Consider the following 17,004-nt stretch of genomic DNA (forward strand, 5'->3'; position numbering starts at 1 on the left):
GACCAGGCGGCACCCACGCCGGCAGACAGCCACGCGTTGCTTCACGGTGGGCGGGTGCTGGTCACAGATATGAACGAATAATGAAGATGGCGTCAAGTCCACGTATTGGCCACACTCGGCAAAGTCACGTCAGCCAGCAGCCTCCCGTGCCCTTCCCCGCTCCACCTAGAATGTCCCCATGAGCACCCTGACCTTCCGCGCCGCCACGCCGGCCGACATTCCCGCCCTCATTGCCCTCGTCACCTCGGCCTACCGCGGCGATGCCAGCCGCGTCGGCTGGACCACCGAAGCCGACCTGCTGGACGGCGCCCGCATCGACGCCGAAGGCATCCAGGCCGACCTGGACCGCCCGCGCTCCACCATCCTGCTGGCCGAGCGCGGGGACCAGCTGGTGGCCTGCGCCCATGTCGCCGATGTCGACGGCAAGGGCTATTTCGGCATGTTCTCGGTCGACCCGGCCCAGCAGGGTGGCGGCGTTGGCAAGCAGCTGATGGACGCCGCCGAAGCGCACGCCGCACGCGAATGGAACGTGCCGGTGATGCAGATGACGGTGATCGACGTGCGCGACGAACTGATCGCCTTCTACGAGCGTCGCGGCTACAGCCGCACCGGCATCAAGAAGCCGTTCCCGTATGGCGACGAGCGTTTCGGCATCCCCAAGCGCGACGACCTGCGCTTCGAGATCCTTGAAAAGCCGTTGACCGGAGCAGTCGCGTGAGCGAGGCCTGGACCTTTGTCTGTGCCGGCGCCGAGCTGTTGCCGGGCGAAATGAAGAGTGTGTTCGACGAGGTGACCGGCACGCCGATCGTGGTATTCAACCTCGACGGCGAGCTGTACGCCCTGGAAGACCAGTGCACGCATGAAGAGTTCGAGCTGTCCTCGGGCGAGTTCAACACCACCGAAGGCAGTGTGGAGTGCGTGCTGCATGGGGCGCGCTTCGACGTGCGTGACGGGCGCGCTTTGTGCGCGCCGGCCTACAGCCCTGTGCCCAAGTTTCCGGTGAAGCGCGAGCACGACGCCATCTGGACCCGCGACGACCGGGATTGAGGCGGCGTCCGCCCGGAGAGACCATTCACGGGGCGCCCGGCCAGAGAGCATCAACCCATGGGGTGGATCTACCGGAAGGCCATGAGGACCCTTCCAGGGCGCCCCGTGGCCGCCCCGGGGCGCCGCCACGCCCCGTACATGCGAATCATTATCGTTGATGTTATTCTACGTAACATCTTCGTAACGACTCCGCCCCTCGCGCCATGGCTTCGCCCGCGCCCACCGCCACGCTGTGCCAGCTTGCCCGTCAAGGGTGGCCGCTGCTTGTGGCCGTGCTGCTGACGCTGCTGCTGGGCTGGTCGGCACTGCACGAAGGACGCGACAACGGCCCTGCTGCCAACGGCTGGCAGGCACAGGCTGAAGATCTGCAGCAGGTCATGCCGATGCCGGCCCCGCCGGCGGACGAGTGCCCGCACCCTGCCGCGCCAGCACCGGAGCCGCCGCTGGATGGCGAGGGCACCACGCCCTGTACCGGACTGGCTCCCCCGCGCGCCGCCCTGGTCGTGCATGTTCCGCTGTGGCGCTCCAACGCCCTGCGCTGGCAGCTGCACGATCCCGCACTGCGGTTGAACCCCGGCCACGCACCGCCCGCACCGCACGCCAGCTGAGACGCCCTGCGGCTGTTGCCGTGCGTCTGACGTCATTCGCCCATAGCCGAGCATCGGCTCGGCTCTACAGACGAAGCTCTCCACGTGCCCACGCGCTGCCTGCGCTACGGCTCTCCCCCTTTCCCGATCCACGCCACGACCCATCGCCATGACCTACATCACGTCCCGCAAGCACGCCCCGCGCGTTTCCCTGCTCGCCACCGCCACCCTGGCCGCGGGCTTCGCGCCGCTGGCTGCGCAGGCCGCCGACAGCGCCGACGCCGGCTCCCGCAACGCCACTGAGCTGGACAAGGTGCAGGTGCGCGGCAGCTGGTTCAACCCGTCCTCGCCGAAGTTCACCGCCGAGCTGCTGGACACCCCGAAGTCAGTGTCGATCGTGTCGGAGAAGCTGATCGCCGAAACCGGTGCGACCAACCTGCAGGATGCGCTGCGCATGGTGCCGGGCATCACCTTCGGTGCCGGCGAAGGCGGCAATCCGACCGGTGACCGCCCGTTCATCCGTGGCTTCGATTCGCAGAGCAACGTCTTCGTTGACGGCCTGCGCGACGTCGGCTCGCAGACCCGCGAGATCTTCGACCTGGAGCAGGTGGAAGTGGTCAAGGGCCCGAGCTCGGCCTACGGCGGCCGTGATTCCGGTGGTGGCAGCCTGAACCTGGTGAGCAAGACGCCGAAGCTGAAGAACGAGACCAGCGCCAGCATGGGCGTCGGTACCGACAGCTACGCACGCGGCACCGTGGACGCCAACTACGTGCTGGGCGACGGCATCGCCGCCCGCCTGAACCTGATGAAGCACGCGTCGGACATCGCCGGTCGTGATGCGGCCAATGTCAGCCGTTGGGGCATCGCGCCGTCGATCGCGTTCGGCCTGAACGGCCCGGCGCAGCTGATCGCCAGCCACTACCACATGCAGAGCGATGACCTGCCCGATGCGGGTGGCTTCCCCTACAACAATCCGTTCTCCAGCGGCCCGAACGTGGCCAGGAACGGTGATGGCCGCCCAGTGGTGCCGGACCGCAACAACTACTACGGCCTGGTCGACCGTGACTTCCAGCGCACCCGCGCCGACATCAGCACTCTGGACGCCAGCTACGACTTCGGTGGCCACAAGCTTCGCAACATCGCGCGCCTGGGCAACACCAGCAACGACTACCTGTGGACCCAGCCGGACGACAGCAAGGGCAACCCCAACCTGTACGGCACCTTGTGGCGTCGCACCAACACCCGTGCGGTCGACGTCAAGAGCTTCGCCGACCAGCTGGGCCTGACCGGTGCGTTCCAGACCGGCGCGCTCAAGCACAGCTACAGCGCGGGCCTGGAGTACAGCGACGAGAAGATGACCCGTGGCAGCTACCTGATGTCGCCGGGCACCGCCAATCCCCTTGAAAACAGCGCCAACAGCACTCGCTGCCAGGTGTCCGGCGCGGCCACCGGCTACAACTGCACCGACTTCAACAAGCCGAACCCGAACGATCCGTGGGCGGCCGGTCAGATCGTCTATCGCAGCGACAAGGCGCTGGACGTCGAGCAGCGCACCAGGACCACCTCGGCCTACGTGTTCGACACCATCGAGCTCAATGAGCAGTGGATGATCAACCTCGGCCTGCGCTACGACGACTTCCGTACCACCCTGACCACGCCGGTGGCCGGCAAGGCACCGACCCGCGTGCGCAACAGCAACGACTTCCTGAACTACCAGGCCGGCGTGGTGTTCAAGCCGGCCGCCAACGGCAGCATCTACCTGTCCTGGGGCACCTCCTCGACCCCGCCGGGCATGGACGGTGGTGACGGTTCGGACGGCCTGAGCGCGGCCGTTGCCGACCTCAAGCCGCAGGACACGAAGAACCTCGAACTGGGCACCAAGTGGGACCTGCTGGACAACCGCCTGAACCTGACTGCTGCGATCTTCCACACCGTGATGAACAACGCGCGCGTGACCGTCGACAACGGCACCAGCCAGAACGCCGGCAAGAAAGAGATCAACGGTTTCGAGCTGGGCTTCAACGGCCAGTTGACCGAGGCCTGGAGCCTGTACGGCGGCTACACCTACCTCGATTCCGAGCTGAAGGACAATGGCTTTGTCTGTGGCGCACCGGTGGGCCGCACCTGCCCGTCCAACGTCTACGTGCCATCGCCGAACAACGGCAACGAATTCCCGAACACCGCCAAGCACAGCGCCAACCTGTGGACCACGTACCGCTTCCCGATCGGCCTGACCGTCGGCGCCGGTGCGTTCTACTCGGACAAGCAGTACGGTGATGTGGCCAACACCAAGTGGATTGCCAGCTACACCCGCTTCGACGCGATGGCCAGCTACGCGATCCAGGACAACATCAGCCTGCAGCTCAACGTGCAGAACCTGACCGACAAGACCTACTTCACCAAGGCCTATGCCTCGCACTACGCGAGCATCGCCCCGGGTCGCTCGGCCACCCTGGCACTGAACGTGAAGTTCTGATGTAGCTTCGCTCCACCACGGCGGCAGGGGCTCCTGCCGCCGTTTTTGTTTCCGGCGATACTCACCCCATCATGGCACCCCGTACCCCCATCGACAGCGACGCCCTGGCCGAGCTGCTCCAGCACGATCCACAGGCTGCGTTCGCACGCGTGCGCGACGCCGCACAGGCCGGGCAGGTCGATGCACAGCTGCTGCTCGCGCAGATGCACATGGAAGGCAAGGGCACCCTACAGGACGCCTCGGCGGCGCTGCTCTGGTACGAAACCGCCGCCAACAACGGCGCGCCGATGGCGATGAACATGCTCGGCCGCTGCCATGAGCTGGGCCAAGGCACCACGGCCAATCCGGCACTGGCCGCAGTCTGGTACCGGCGCGCGGCCGACACCGGGCTGGACTGGGGCCTGTACAACCTGGCCAACCTGCTGGCCACCGGCCGCGGCGTGACCCAGGACCGCGCGCAGGCACTGGCCCTGTATACCCGTGCCGCACACCTGGGCCATGCCAAATCGATGAACCTGTTGGCCCGCCACCTCGAAGACGGCCTGGAGATCGAGCGCGATCCGCAGGCCGCCCTGGGCTGGTACCGGCGCGCGGCCGAGACCGGCGATTTCCGTGGCCAGGCCAACTACGCCTCGATCCTGCTGCAGGCCGGACAGATCGACCAGGCCGTGCACTGGCTGCAGCTGGCGCTGGCGCACGGCAGCCCGGCGTTCATGGCGCACATCGTGCCGGAACTGGCCGCGTCGCCGCATCCGCAGGTGCGCGCCCTGGCCGCACCGCCGTCCCTCTGAGGAGTCCCGCATGCTGCTGCACATCCCCGACATTCTCAGCACCGACCAGGTGGCCGACTTTCGCCGCCGACTGGATGCCGCCGACTGGACCGATGGCCGCGAGACCGTCGGCCATCTGGGCGCGCAGGCCAAGCACAACCAGCAGCTGCCCGAGGCCTCGCCGCTGCGCCGCGAGCTGGGCGAGATCATCCTCGTCGCGCTGGCCCGTCACCCGCTGTTCTTCAGCGCGGCGCTGCCGCTGAAATACCTGCCGCCACGCTTCAACCGCTACAGCGGTGGCGGCACCTATGGTTTTCACGTCGACGGCGCGGTGATGAACCTGGCCAACGGCGAACAGCTGCGTTCGGACATCTCCTGCACCCTGTTCCTGTCCGCGCCGGACGAGTACGAGGGCGGCGAACTGATCATCAGCGATACCTACGGCGAGCATGAAGTGAAGCTGCCCGCTGGCGACCTGATCGTGTACCCGTCCAGCAGCCTGCACCAGGTGCGCCCCGTCACCGCCGGCGCGCGCGTGGCCTCGTTCTTCTGGGTACAGAGCATGGTCCGCGACGATGTGCAGCGCCGCCTGCTGTGGGAAATGGACGGCGCGATCGAGCGCCTGCGGCAGACCGGCGGCGACGCCGAGGCGGTGCTGCAGCTGACCGGCGTGTACCACAACCTGCTGCGGCGCTGGAGCGAGGTCTGAGCCCCAATGGCCAGCCCGAGACGATTTGGCAATCATTCTCATTTGCAACAGCTAACAGCTCTCATTACAATCACGCCCCGTTGATGCCGGCCGCTGCCGGCAGACCCTTGGGGACCCCTGCTTGCTGCGCCCGCTTCGCCCTCGTCCACTCATCCATCGCAAGATGGGCACCGCCATGCGTGGCCAGCGTCCTGCGCTGGCCAGCCTGCTGGCGTGGGTGGCGATGCTGGCCTTGCTGCTGGGCACCCTGCCACTGCTGCCACACGAGCAAGCCGGAATGGCCGTGCAGATGCCGCTGGAAGAACGCGGTGGCGAAGCGCCCCTGCAGGAAGAGGCCCCGGCCAAGCTGCGTCGCTGTGCTGCAGCTCCGGTGAAATCAGCCGAGAAGGCTCCCCCGCCGCTGGTGCTGGCCAGCCAGTGGCTGCGCACCGAGCTTGAACTCGTACCCGCCACGCCGGCCATGCCCGGCGTGCGCCCGGACTGGCCGCTGGCCGCTCCGGACACGCCCTGGGCCGATGCGCCCGGGCGCCGCCAGCAACGCGGCCAGGCGCCGCCGCTCGCCTGATTCACGGCCCCGCGTGACCGCCTGCGCGGCGTGCCCGCGCGCCGCTGCCTGCTTCATCCCTGCCGCCCCTGACCGGGCCTCCCCGTGCATGCCGACCGTTCGCGCCTGGCATCGCACCACCCTGCATCCTTCGAGGTTACTGCCATGGCCCAGCGCCATCGTGTCCGTTCGTCCCTGTCCCGTACCCTGCTGACCAGCGCCGTGCTGGCGGCCATGACCGCCCCTGCCCTCGCCCACGGTGACGCTTCCGGCGCGCCGCAAACGCTGGACAAGGTGGTGGTCACCGCCTCCGGCTTCGAGCAGAAGGTGGTCGATGCGCCGGCCAGCATCAGCGTGGTCAGTCGCGAAGAACTCAGCAAGCGCCCCTACACCAATCTGGTCGACGCGCTGCGCGACGTCGAAGGCATCGACGTCGGCCTGGAGGCCACCGACAAGAACGGCCGCGCCACCATCTCCATGCGCGGCCTGCCGTCCGAATACACCCTGGTGCTGATCGACGGCCGCCGCCAGAGCAATGTCGGTCAGCTGTACCCGAACAACTTCGGTGGCGGCCAGTTCGCCTACCTGCCGCCGCTGGACGCGATCGAACGCATCGAAGTCGTGCGCGGCCCGATGTCCACGCTGTACGGCTCGGACGCGATGGGCGGCGTGATCAACATCATCACCCGACGCAACCAGGACCGCTGGCACGGCGCCGTGACCCAGGGCTTCACCGTGCAGCAGGATGACCAGTTCGGTGATGCGCGCACCACCGACCTTTACTTGAGCGGCCCGCTGCTGAAGGACCGCCTCAGCCTGGCGGTGCGCGGCAGCTACTACGACGCCAAGGCCTCCAACCCGGAGTGGGATGCACTGACCCTGCCCGACGGCAGCCTGTGGGAGCGCAGCATCGGCTTCGGCGGCGGTGGCAAGTCGGTGGCCAACACCAACTGGAACACTGGCGTACGCCTGGATTTCCGCGTCAACGACGATCACGAACTGTGGCTGGACTACGACGTGTCGCGGCAGAAGTACGACAACAGCGAAGGACAGACCGGCACGCTGGACAGCCTGGCCAGCCTGTGGCGCGTCGGCAATGCGGTCATCCCCAACCCGAGCGGCAGCGGCACCGTCACCCGCCGCGTGGTGCAGCCGCGCGTGGGCTACACCGCCTACCAGCGCTACGAGCGCGACCAGCTGTCGTTGACCCACCAGGGCCGTTACAGCTTCGGCACCTGGCAGACCTCGCTGACCCACAGCAAGAGCAGCAACCTCGGCCGCTCGCTGCCGCTGACCCTGGACGAGCGCGCCAACCTGCAGACGCTGTGGAATGACGTCTGCCGTCGTACCGGTGCTGCCAACAACTGCGCGGCCGGCCGTGGCAATGCGCTGACTGCGCTCAATCCCAGCGAGATGGCGCGCCTGCAGGCGTTCCTGCCGCGTCCGCTGCGCACCATGGAACTGGAAGGCTACGTGCTTGACACGATGCTCGACCTGGACTTCGGCGCGCACACGCTGACCGTCGGCGGCCAGTACAACGACACCGACATGATCGATGGCGTGTTCGGCATGGATGGCGCCGGTTATCGCAGCAACACCAAGCAGAAGCACCGCATGTGGGCGCTGTTCGCCGAGGACAACTGGGCGTTGACCGATAGCCTCACCGCCACCTTCGGCCTGCGCTACGACGACCACAACGTGTTCGGCAGCCATGTCAGCCCGCGCGGCTACCTTGTGTGGAACGCCAGCGATGCGTGGACCTTCAAGGGCGGCGTCAGCACCGGCTACAAGACCCCGCGACCGGACCAGCTGTTCCCGGGCATCACCGGCTTCGGTGGCCAGGGCGTGCTGCCACTGGTCGGTTCGCCGAACCTCAAGCCTGAAACCAGCACCAACTACGAGCTGGCCGCCTACTACGAGGGCCAACGCTGGGGCTTCAACGTCACTGGCTTCTTCAACACGTTCGAAGACAAGATCGCCAGTGGTGGCACCTTCCCGAACTGCGAAGTGGCGCCGGCCGGCAGCGGTTACTGCGTGGACATCGGTCCGGGTTGGGCCGCTCTGGGCTACAGCACCTTCACCCAGAGCGTGAACATCGACAAGGCTGAAACGCGGGGTGCCGAACTGGCCGCCCACGTCGACCTGCTCGACACCCTGCAGCTGCGCGGCAACTACACCTGGACCAGGAGCGAGCAGACCAGTGGCGCACAGAAGGGGCTGCCGATCAGCGGCACCACGCCGGCAAAACACATGGCCAACGCCAGCCTCAACTGGCAGGTCAACGAAGCGCTCAGCCTGTCGCTGATCGGCGAAGGCCGCTACGACCGCTACCGCGACACGCTGCTGGACGCCAACGGCGCCAGCCACACCCGCTACTACGAGGACTACACCATCTTCCATCTCGGTGGCAGCTGGAAGGCCACGCCCTGGCTGACGGTGAACGCACGGGTCAACAACCTGCTCGACAAGGATTTCGTCTCGCAGTCGTGCCTGTTGATCAGCCAGAGCGAATTCAACTGCGTGGACGACTACGCGACCAAGGACCAGCGCCGCAGCTACTGGATTTCGTTGAACGCGAAGTTCTGACCGCCGCGCACCGCCTTGGTGGGTTCCAACCTTGGTCGGCACCGCTTCATCCACGCATGGCGTGGATCTACCAATCCTGCGGTAGTGCCGGCCGCTGGCCGGCAACCGCTAAAGCCCCCTCCGGGATACAGAACGACACGCAATTGCGAGCTATTCTCATCAATGATGTAATGGGCAGTCCCCGTCCGCCTCGAACCGTGCCGTGAGCCGTCCTGCCACTTCCACCGTGCAGCAGCAACAGAACCGTGGCTTCTGGCTGCGGACGCTGCACCAGTGGCACTGGATCAGCTCGGCGGTGTGCCTGATCGGCATGCTGCTGTTCGCGGTGACCGGCCTGACCCTCAACCATGCCGCGAAGATCGAGGCCAAGCCCGAGGTGCAGAACCAGCATCTGGAGCTGCCGGCCGAACTGCTGGGCCAACTGGGCACCCGCGAGGACGGCAACGCGCCGATCCCGCGCCCGGCGCGGCAATGGCTGGATACGCAGCTGGGCATCGCCATTGGCGGCCGCCCGGCCGAATGGTCGGCCGAAGAGATCTACCTGTCGCTGCCGCGCCCCGGTGGCGACGCCTGGCTGAGCATCGACCGCGAGACCGGCGCGGTGGAATACGAATCGACCTCGCGCGGCGCGGTGTCCTACCTCAACGACCTGCACAAGGGCCGCAACGCGGGCCCGGCGTGGGGCTGGTTCCTGGACCTGTTCGCCGTGGCCTGCCTGGTGTTCTGCATCACCGGCCTGTTCCTGCTGCACCTGCATGCGCGGCAGCGGCGCATGACCTGGCCGCTGGTCGGCCTCGGCCTGATGATCCCGCTGTTGATCGCCCTGCTGCTGATCCACTGACTTTCCTTCGTTTCCGGAGCCGCCCCATGCGCGTCACCCTGACCATCGCCCTCAGCGGCCTGCTGGCCACCTCGCCGGCCTATGCCACCACCCTCGACATCAACGTCGAAGTGCCCAAGCTCAACGTGGCCGAGTACCACCGCCCGTACGTGGCAGTGTGGCTGGAAGGCGCCGACCAGAAGGTCGCGGCCAACCTGTCGGTCTGGTACCAGCAGACCAGCAACAGCGAAGGCCATGGCACCAAGTGGCTGCCCGACCTGCGCCAGTGGTGGCGCAAGAGCGGCCGCACCCTGCAGGTGCCGGTGGACGGCGTGACCGGCCCGACCCGCCCGGCCGGCAAGCACGCGCTGTCGTTCAACGACAAGCAGCCGGCACTGAAGCAGCTGGCCCCCGGCAACTACACCCTGGTGGTCGAGGCGGTGCGCGAAGTCGGCGGCCGTGAACTGCTGAAGATCCCCTTTACCTGGCCGGCCACCGCCGCGCAGAACGGCAAGGCGCAGGGCGCCACCGAACTGGGCCAGGTCACCCTGTCCGTCAAACCCTGAGAGGGGACGGAGGGGATCAAGTCGTAGCCCCCTCTTCCTTGCCGCATCACCCGCATCCACTGGAGTCCTCCGCATGAAGCGCACGCTCGTCCTCGCCGCCGCCCTGGCCGCTGCCCTTCCCTTCTCCGCCCTGGCCCACAAGGCCTGGCTGCTGCCCTCGCAGACCGTGATCGCCGGCAACGCACCGTGGATCACCGTCGACGGTGCGGTCTCCAACGACCTGTTCTACTTCAACCACGTGCCGCTGCGCCTGGAATCGGTGGTGATCACCGCGCCGGACGGCAGCACCGTGCAGCCGCAGAACGCAGCGACCGGCAAGTACCGCAGCGTGTTCGACATCGAACTGAAGCAGCCCGGCACCTACCGCATCGCGTCGGTCAGTGACGGCCTGTTCGCCACCTACGAGCAGAACGGCGAGCGCAAGCGCTGGCGTGGCAGCGTTGCCACTTTCGGTGAACTGCCGAAGGATGCGAAGAAGCTGGAAGTGAGCCAGTCGGTCGGCCGCGTGGAGACCTTCGTCACCAACGGTGCGCCGAACGACACCGCGCTCAAGCCCACCAACCGTGGCATCGAGCTGGTCGCCGTCGGCCACCCCAACGATCTGTTCGCCGGCGAGGAAGCCACCTTCCGCGTGCTGGTCGACGGCAAGCCGGCCACCGGCCTGGAGTTCGAGATCGTGCGTGGCGCCACCCGCTACCGCAACGCGCAGGACGAACTGAAGGTCACCAGCGATGCCAAGGGCGAGATCAAGGTGACCTGGCCGGAAGCTGGCATGTACTGGCTGGAAACCGGCACCGAGGACAACAAGACCTCGGTGAAGCAGGCCGCCAAGCGCCGCCTGAGCTACGTGGCCACGCTGGAAGTGCTGCCGCAGTAATGACGTGGACCGCGATGCCGGGCAGCCCCGGCATCGCATCTGCAGCACACCACCATGACCGATCCCCTGCTCGACATCGCCCGCCTCGGTGGCACTACCATGGGCACCACCTGGAGCGTGTCGCTGGTCGCGCCGCACCAGCGCGACCTGCACCTGCTGCATGCCGGCATCCAGGCGCGGCTGGATGCGGTGGTCGCGCAGATGAGCACCTGGGAGCCCGGCTCGGACCTGAGTCGCTACAACCGCGCCGACGCGGGCCAATGGTGCGTGCTGCCGGCTGAAACCCGCCAGGTGCTGGCCTGCGCACAGGCCATCGCCGCCGCCAGCGATGGTGCATTCGATCCCACCCTGGGTCCGCTGGTCGCGCTGTGGGGCTTCGGTGCACAGGCCGGCCCACGCCGCGTGCCCGACGCCGCAACCCTGCAGGCCACCCGCGCCCGCTGCGGCTGGCAGCAGTTGCAGTGGCGCGATGATGCGCTGCTGCAACCCGGTGGTCTGGAACTGGATCTCTCTGCGATTGCGAAAGGCTTCGGTGTCGACCACGTCGCCGCCTGGCTGCGCGATCAGGGCATCACCGCTGCGCTGATCGAAGTGGGCGGCGAACTGGCCGGCTACGGCCGCAAGCCCGATGGGCAACCGTGGCGCGTGCTGGTGGAATCGGCACCGGAAGAAGACGCGCACACCGACACGCCGCCGCGCGTGCTGGCACTGGATGGCAAGGCCGTGGCCACCTCGGGCGACCGCTGGCACCAGTACCAGGCCGATGGCCAGGCCTACAGCCACAGCCTGGACCCGCGCAGCGGCATGCCAGTGCGCCAGGTCGCCGCAGCGGTCACCGTGGTCGCCGACGATGCCATGCACGCCGATGCCTGGGCGACCGCACTGACCGTGCTCGGCCACGAACAGGGCATGGCGCTGGCCGAACGCGAAGGCTTGGCTGCACGCTACCTGCAGCGTGCAGCAGACGGCCCGCGGGAATTTCTCAGTAGCGCCTTCCAGCGCCTGCTCGACGAGCAGGACGCATGAGCGCACGTCCATCGCGCGCGTGGCTTGGCAACGCACTGGTCCTGCTCCTGCTGGCGCTGATCGCCTGGGCGCTGCTGCGACTGCATCTCGGCGAAGCCTGGTGGCAGGGCGCGCCGCCGGCACGGCAAACGCAGATCGCGATCATCGCCACCGCACTGTATGCGCTGGCCTGCGCCGCACTGCGGTGGCGTGGGCGACCGCGCGACGATGCTGCCTCTGGCGACGTCGCACCGATCCTGATGGTCTGGTCCAGCCAGACCGGTTTTGCCCGCGAACTGGCCGAACGCAGTGCCGAGGCATTGCGCGGTGCCGGCGTGCCGGTGCGTGTGCGCGGCCTGCATGAGGTCGACGCCACGCTGCTGGCCGACAGCCAGCGTGCATTGTTCATCGCCAGCACCACTGGCGAAGGCGACCCACCCGATCATGCGCTGCCGTTCCTGCGCGGCGTGATGACCTCACCGCCTGCGCTGCAGCACCTGCAGTACGGCGTGCTCGCACTGGGCGACCGCAGTTACGGCCACTTCTGCGGATTCGGCCACCAGCTCGACCAGTGGCTGCGCCAGCACGGTGCGCATCCGCTGTTCGATGCGATCGACGTCGACAACGCCGATCCGGCCGCGCTGCGCCATTGGCAGCAGTTGCTGGGCCAGCTCGGCGGCGGCGCCAGCGAACTGCCCGACTGGAGCCCGGCCGAGTACCAGCCGTGGACGCTGCTGCAACGTGAGCATCTGAACCCGGGCAGCCCCGGCGGCCCCGTGTATTGGTTGCGCCTGCAGCCCCCGGCCGATGCAGATGCACAGTGGCAGGCCGGTGACATCGCCGAGATCGGCCCGCAGCACGCACCGCACACCGTGCGTGCCTGGCTGGACGCACAACGCTTCGATGCGGATACCGTGCTGGATGACGGGCAGACGTTGCTGGCACGCGTCGCGCGCTCGCACCTGCCCTCATTGGTTCCCCCGGGTGATCTGCCCGCATTGCTGGCGACCCTGCAACCGCTGCCCCATCGCGAGTACTCGATCGCCTCGGTGATGGCCGACGGTGCGGTCGAGCTGCTGCTGCGCCGACAGCTGCGCGCGGACGGCACGCCTGGCATCGGCAGCGGCTGGCTGTGCGACCACGCGGCCATCGGTGAACCGGTGCAGCTGCGCCTGCGCCGCAACGACAATTTCCATGGCGTCCCCTTCGATGTACCGCTGCTGCTGATCGGCAACGGCACCGGCATCGCCGGCCTGCGCGCACATCTGCACGAACGTGCCCAGCGTGGCGCACGCCGTACCTGGCTGCTGTTCGGTGAGCGCACCGCCGCGCATGACTTCCATTTCGGCGAAGAGCTGCAGGCAATGCTGGCCGACGGCACGCTGGCGCGGCTGGATGCAGTGTTCAGCCGCGATGGCGGTGCGCATCGCTATGTGCAGGACCGCCTGCTGGCCGAAGCAGCAACACTGCGGCAGTGGGTGGATGAAGGCGCCACGATCCTGGTCTGCGGCAGCCTGCAGGGCATGGCCCCGGCGGTGGATGCGGTGATCGAACAGGTGCTGGGGACTGCGGACAAGGAAGCGCTGCTGCTGGCCGGTCGTTACCGGCGCGATGTGTATTGAGGTCGCCGCATCCACGCATGGCGTGGATCTACTGAACGCACCGACGCCTGCGAACCGCCTTCTGGTGGGTGCGAACCTTGGTTCGCACCATGACGCAGCATTGGCGGCCGTATCCACGCATGGCGTGGATCTACTGCGCGGCGTGTCCAGGCATGGCAACTACACCCCAGTAGATCCACGCCATGCGTGGATTGAGCCACCGGCGCCCAGGAATCATCCCGCCGCCGCACTGACCCGTATCGCCAACAACTCGCCACCGCCCTGCAACGCGTGCCGCTGACGTTCGCCGGCCGCCAACCACGCGGTATCGCCGGCCCGTAGCACGGGCAGGCCGCTGTCGGCACCGAACTCCGCCTGACCGGACAGCAGATGCAGCGCCCAGGCCACGCCCGGTTCGCAGAAGAAGAACATCGCGCCCACCAGTGGCCGGTGCAGCAGTTCGGCCTGCAGCAGCTCGCGCTTCCACATCAGGTTGAAGTCGTGGGTGGTGCCATCGACCAGTTCACCATGCAGGGTTTCCTCGCCGGCAAAGCGCACCCGTCCATGCGGCGGCAGCACCTCGGCAACGCGGCCATCGTCGAAGCGCAGGCGCACGCCATTGCCCTGCAGCAGTACCAGTTCGCGCTCCACGCCGGGGAAGGCGGAGAACGCGGCGTCCTGCTCGATCTCGGCCGCCGACAGGCGCAGCGCCCAGTCATCCCCCTGCGCAGGCAGGCGAAGGATCTCGCGGGTCCAGCCAAGTCCATTCCGCCAGCGCTCGCGGCGATAGTCCAGGCTGGAAATGACCTGGCTCGGAGTGTGCAGCAGGGAGTCGATGTTCATCCGCGCATTGCATCATGCCGCGCGCCGTCGTGCATCACCGCGTGGCGAGCGTGCCCTGGCCACCGCACCCGCCGGCCAGCAGCTGCGAGTGCTTCAGCCAATCCTGGTCGGGGTAGTAAGCAAACACCATCGTGCCACCACGCAACGCATCGATCAGCGGCTTGGCCACCGACAGCCGCACCGCCGGGCAACCCAGGCTGCGTCCCAGCCGCCCCTGCAGCTGCGCGGTAGCCGGGTTCACGTACGGCGCACCATGGATGACGATCGCGCGATCGCGCGCGCGGTCATTGAAGCCCGGTTCCAGGCCGGCCAGGCGCAGCGAATATCCATTGCCGCCCATGTAGGTTTCCTGCGCGGTGAACGCGCCGAGGCTGGACATGAAACTGCCGTCGCGGTTGGAGAAGTGCTCGGTGCGGTTCTCGCCGCTGTTGCGGCCATGCGCCACCCATTCCTCGAACAGCAGGCGCTGGTGCGCCAGGTCGAACACCCACAGGCGCGGCTCGGTGGACGGGCGCGAGTAATCGATCACGCTGAGCCGATCACCGTTGATGCCCAGCTCCGGCCGCTGCAGCGCGCAGCGCATGGCGCGCGCCGCCAGCTGCAACACGTGGCGGTCGGCCTTGGGCGCACTGCGCGACAGCAGGGCAGCCAGATCATCGGCAGAGGTGGCGAGGGCGGGCGTCTGTGCCAGCGCCGGGGCGCTGGCCGAGGTCGCCAGCAGGCCGAACGCGGCCAGCCGGCACAGGCGGGATGCAGTCATGGGCACAACGAGGGGACTCAGTTGCCCTTGAGGGTGGACCCTGGCGGCTCGGATTCCAAGACCGGCTGCATTCCGGATTCAGCCGGGCTTGGGCGGACCGCCGGCAGCGAGGTCACCAGCAGGGTCGTGCCCGGCACCAGCACCTGGTACAGCTGGCGGGCGAAATCGGCCGGCAGCGCCATCGGCAGCGAGGGCGTGGCCAGCAGGTCCGGCGTGGCCTGGGCACGGTCCTGGCCCAGCAACGGATAGGCCGTCCACTGGTGCAGCCGCTGGTTCACGTCCAGCGGGCTGGGGGTGTCGCTGTAACCCTGCCCCATCACGAACAGCGTGGTGCCCTGGAATGCGGGCAGGGCGTCGGCCTTCAGCGGCGACTCGCCGATCATCACGCCATCGCGCAGCACGTACAGGCGCTGGTCATGCAGGCTGACCAGGATGCCGACCTGCCCGGCCGGGGCCGCGCTGTCGTTCCACCACGCCTGCGCCGGCGCTCCGCCCTCTGCCTCCGGCAGGGCCTGCCCACGCGCATTCACGGGTGCCAGTACCGACGGATAGGCCAGGGTCATCGGCGAGCTCTTGGCATCGGCCACGACCACGGTATCGCCACGCTGGGTTTCTCTGAACAGCTTCTGCGCGAAGGCCTGCGGCAGGCGCACGCAGCCGTGCGAGGCGGGATGCCCGGGCAGGCTGCCGCCATGCAGAGCGATACCGTCCCAGGTCAGCCGCTGCATGTACGGCATCGGCGCGCTGTTGTAGAGGTTGGACCTGTGGTCCTTGTCCTTCTGCAGGATGGTGAACACGCCGGTCGGCGTCTCGTGCCCGGCCTTGCCCGAGCTGATCGTGGTCAGGCCGATGGCGATACCGTTGCGGTAGACATAGGCGCGCTGCTCATCAAGGCTGACCACCAGCACGATCGGGCCGGTCGGCGAGATTTCCGGATGCCACAGGTATTCGCCCGGCTTGAGGTCGGTCGGTCCGCGTACCTCGGCGGTGGCCGCAGCGGCAGCTGCAGGCTTGGCGGCCGGCGTAGGCGCAGCGGCGTGGGCCTGCAGTGGCAGGGTCAGTGCCAAGGCGAGCATCAGGGTGGTGGGGCGGTGCACAAGCATCCAGCGGGGTCCTTTCCATGCGGAGCGGCCACCGTACACCATCGGCCCGTGGTGGCCGCGGCAAAACCAGGCGCCGGAAATGAAACTGCCCGGCGACACAGCCATGTGTCGTACCGGGCAATCGTTACGTCCTTGTCGGCCTGCTGCCGCCCCCTCGCATCCTGCGCTGTGGGGGTAGCGTTGCATCCTGCACGCGGCCGCGTCTGTCCTGTTTGTATCTCAGCCCCTTCCACAGGTCTGTGATGCCACCATCCTGGTGAGTGGTGCCGCGTCCTGCGGCGGTCGGTGGTCACGGGCGTCCTGTCCGTGACCGGTGAACCAGCGTCCTGCCGGTTCCGACGATTCCTGCTGTCAGCGCCTCGGTACGGTTCGCACCGGTACCGATCCGGGTACCGGATCCGCCGGCAACAACCTGTTGCCTACGGTGATCCGCTGTCGATTCCGTTCGACGATGGCTTTCCCTATCCCCTTCACCTGCGCCAGGTCCTCGACGCGATGAAACGGGCCGTGTCTGCGCCGGTGCTCGACGATCGCCTCGGCCTTGGCGGCTCCGACCATCGTCAATCCCTGCTGCAGCGCCTGGGCATCGGCGCGGTTGATGTCGATCGGTTCGGCGGCATGCGCCCCAGCGATCCACACGACCAGCACCAGTGCCCTCAACACGACACTCCAAGGCACGACGTGTATCTCCTTGTGATTCTGGACGTCCC

The 17,004-nt window shown here is 67.7% G+C and carries 17 protein-coding genes; 13 read left to right on the forward strand and 4 right to left on the reverse strand.

Translation table 11 applies throughout. The features are described from left to right. Positions 1-178 precede the first annotated feature (178 nt). The 13 genes from VG543_RS02965 to VG543_RS03025 all read left to right on the forward strand — a co-directional run bounded on the left by VG543_RS02965 (position 179) and on the right by VG543_RS03025 (position 13,609). Positions 179-718, forward strand: coding sequence for a GNAT family N-acetyltransferase (locus tag VG543_RS02965; RefSeq protein WP_021202565.1), 540 nt, complete (start codon positions 179-181; stop codon positions 716-718). Continuing rightward, complete coding sequence (locus VG543_RS02970; RefSeq protein WP_010483575.1) at positions 715-1,047, forward strand: non-heme iron oxygenase ferredoxin subunit; 333 nt, start codon at positions 715-717, stop codon at positions 1,045-1,047. The genes VG543_RS02965 and VG543_RS02970 overlap by 4 nt, the downstream gene beginning before the upstream one ends. Before the next feature lie 203 nt (positions 1,048-1,250). Beyond that, positions 1,251-1,655, forward strand: coding sequence for a hypothetical protein (locus VG543_RS02975; RefSeq protein WP_019659414.1), 405 nt, complete (start codon positions 1,251-1,253; stop codon positions 1,653-1,655). Between the two features lie 148 nt (positions 1,656-1,803). After that, on the forward strand, positions 1,804-4,110 hold the full coding sequence (locus VG543_RS02980) for a TonB-dependent receptor (RefSeq protein ID WP_423177682.1): 2,307 nt from the start codon (positions 1,804-1,806) through the stop codon (positions 4,108-4,110). Between the two features lie 71 nt (positions 4,111-4,181). Continuing rightward, on the forward strand, positions 4,182-4,901 hold the full coding sequence (locus VG543_RS02985; RefSeq protein WP_423177683.1) for a tetratricopeptide repeat protein: 720 nt from the start codon (positions 4,182-4,184) through the stop codon (positions 4,899-4,901). Positions 4,902-4,911: 10 nt separating this feature from the next. Continuing rightward, positions 4,912-5,589, forward strand: coding sequence for a Fe2+-dependent dioxygenase (locus VG543_RS02990; protein ID WP_423177685.1), 678 nt, complete (start codon positions 4,912-4,914; stop codon positions 5,587-5,589). Positions 5,590-5,752: 163 nt separating this feature from the next. Next, entirely contained in the window at positions 5,753-6,154 is a 402-nt protein-coding gene (locus tag VG543_RS02995; protein ID WP_312545936.1) for a hypothetical protein, read from the forward strand. Positions 6,155-6,298: 144 nt separating this feature from the next. Next, positions 6,299-8,719: a TonB-dependent receptor domain-containing protein gene (locus VG543_RS03000; protein ID WP_423177687.1), complete on the forward strand. Its 2,421-nt coding sequence runs from the start codon at positions 6,299-6,301 to the stop codon at positions 8,717-8,719. Positions 8,720-8,921: 202 nt separating this feature from the next. After that, positions 8,922-9,560, forward strand: a complete 639-nt coding sequence (locus VG543_RS03005; protein WP_111104324.1) for a PepSY-associated TM helix domain-containing protein — start codon at positions 8,922-8,924, stop codon at positions 9,558-9,560. Between the two features lie 26 nt (positions 9,561-9,586). Beyond that, positions 9,587-10,105, forward strand: a complete 519-nt coding sequence (locus VG543_RS03010; RefSeq protein WP_021202573.1) for a DUF2271 domain-containing protein — start codon at positions 9,587-9,589, stop codon at positions 10,103-10,105. Positions 10,106-10,178: 73 nt separating this feature from the next. Then, positions 10,179-10,982, forward strand: a complete 804-nt coding sequence (locus tag VG543_RS03015; RefSeq protein WP_423177689.1) for a DUF4198 domain-containing protein — start codon at positions 10,179-10,181, stop codon at positions 10,980-10,982. Between the two features lie 54 nt (positions 10,983-11,036). Further along, a complete protein-coding gene (locus VG543_RS03020; protein ID WP_423177691.1) occupies positions 11,037-12,008 on the forward strand; it encodes an FAD:protein FMN transferase in 972 nt (323 codons plus the stop codon). Further along, positions 12,005-13,609 (forward strand): sulfite reductase subunit alpha, encoded by a 1,605-nt coding sequence (locus VG543_RS03025; protein ID WP_423177693.1) that lies wholly within the window; start codon positions 12,005-12,007, stop codon positions 13,607-13,609. The genes VG543_RS03020 and VG543_RS03025 overlap by 4 nt, the downstream gene beginning before the upstream one ends. Before the next feature lie 213 nt (positions 13,610-13,822). Here the strand turns inward: VG543_RS03025 and VG543_RS03030 are convergent, their stop codons facing one another. The 4 genes from VG543_RS03030 to VG543_RS03045 all read right to left on the reverse strand — a co-directional run bounded on the left by VG543_RS03030 (position 13,823) and on the right by VG543_RS03045 (position 16,972). Next, positions 13,823-14,431 (reverse strand): HutD family protein, encoded by a 609-nt coding sequence (locus tag VG543_RS03030; RefSeq protein ID WP_423177695.1) that lies wholly within the window; start codon positions 14,429-14,431, stop codon positions 13,823-13,825. Positions 14,432-14,465: 34 nt separating this feature from the next. Beyond that, positions 14,466-15,191, reverse strand: coding sequence for a murein L,D-transpeptidase catalytic domain family protein (locus tag VG543_RS03035; RefSeq protein ID WP_019659426.1), 726 nt, complete (start codon positions 15,189-15,191; stop codon positions 14,466-14,468). Positions 15,192-15,208: 17 nt separating this feature from the next. Then, entirely contained in the window at positions 15,209-16,294 is a 1,086-nt protein-coding gene (locus tag VG543_RS03040) for a L,D-transpeptidase (RefSeq protein WP_423177696.1), read from the reverse strand. A 351-nt stretch (positions 16,295-16,645) separates the two neighbouring features. After that, positions 16,646-16,972 carry a ComEA family DNA-binding protein gene (locus VG543_RS03045; RefSeq protein ID WP_032955193.1) on the reverse strand — a complete coding sequence of 109 codons (327 nt, stop codon included), beginning with the start codon at positions 16,970-16,972 and terminating at the stop codon, positions 16,646-16,648. Positions 16,973-17,004: the final 32 nt, after the last annotated feature.

It is taken from the genome of Stenotrophomonas sp. CASM101 (assembly GCF_049384845.1).
Classification (GTDB): domain Bacteria; phylum Pseudomonadota; class Gammaproteobacteria; order Xanthomonadales; family Xanthomonadaceae; genus Stenotrophomonas; species Stenotrophomonas hibiscicola.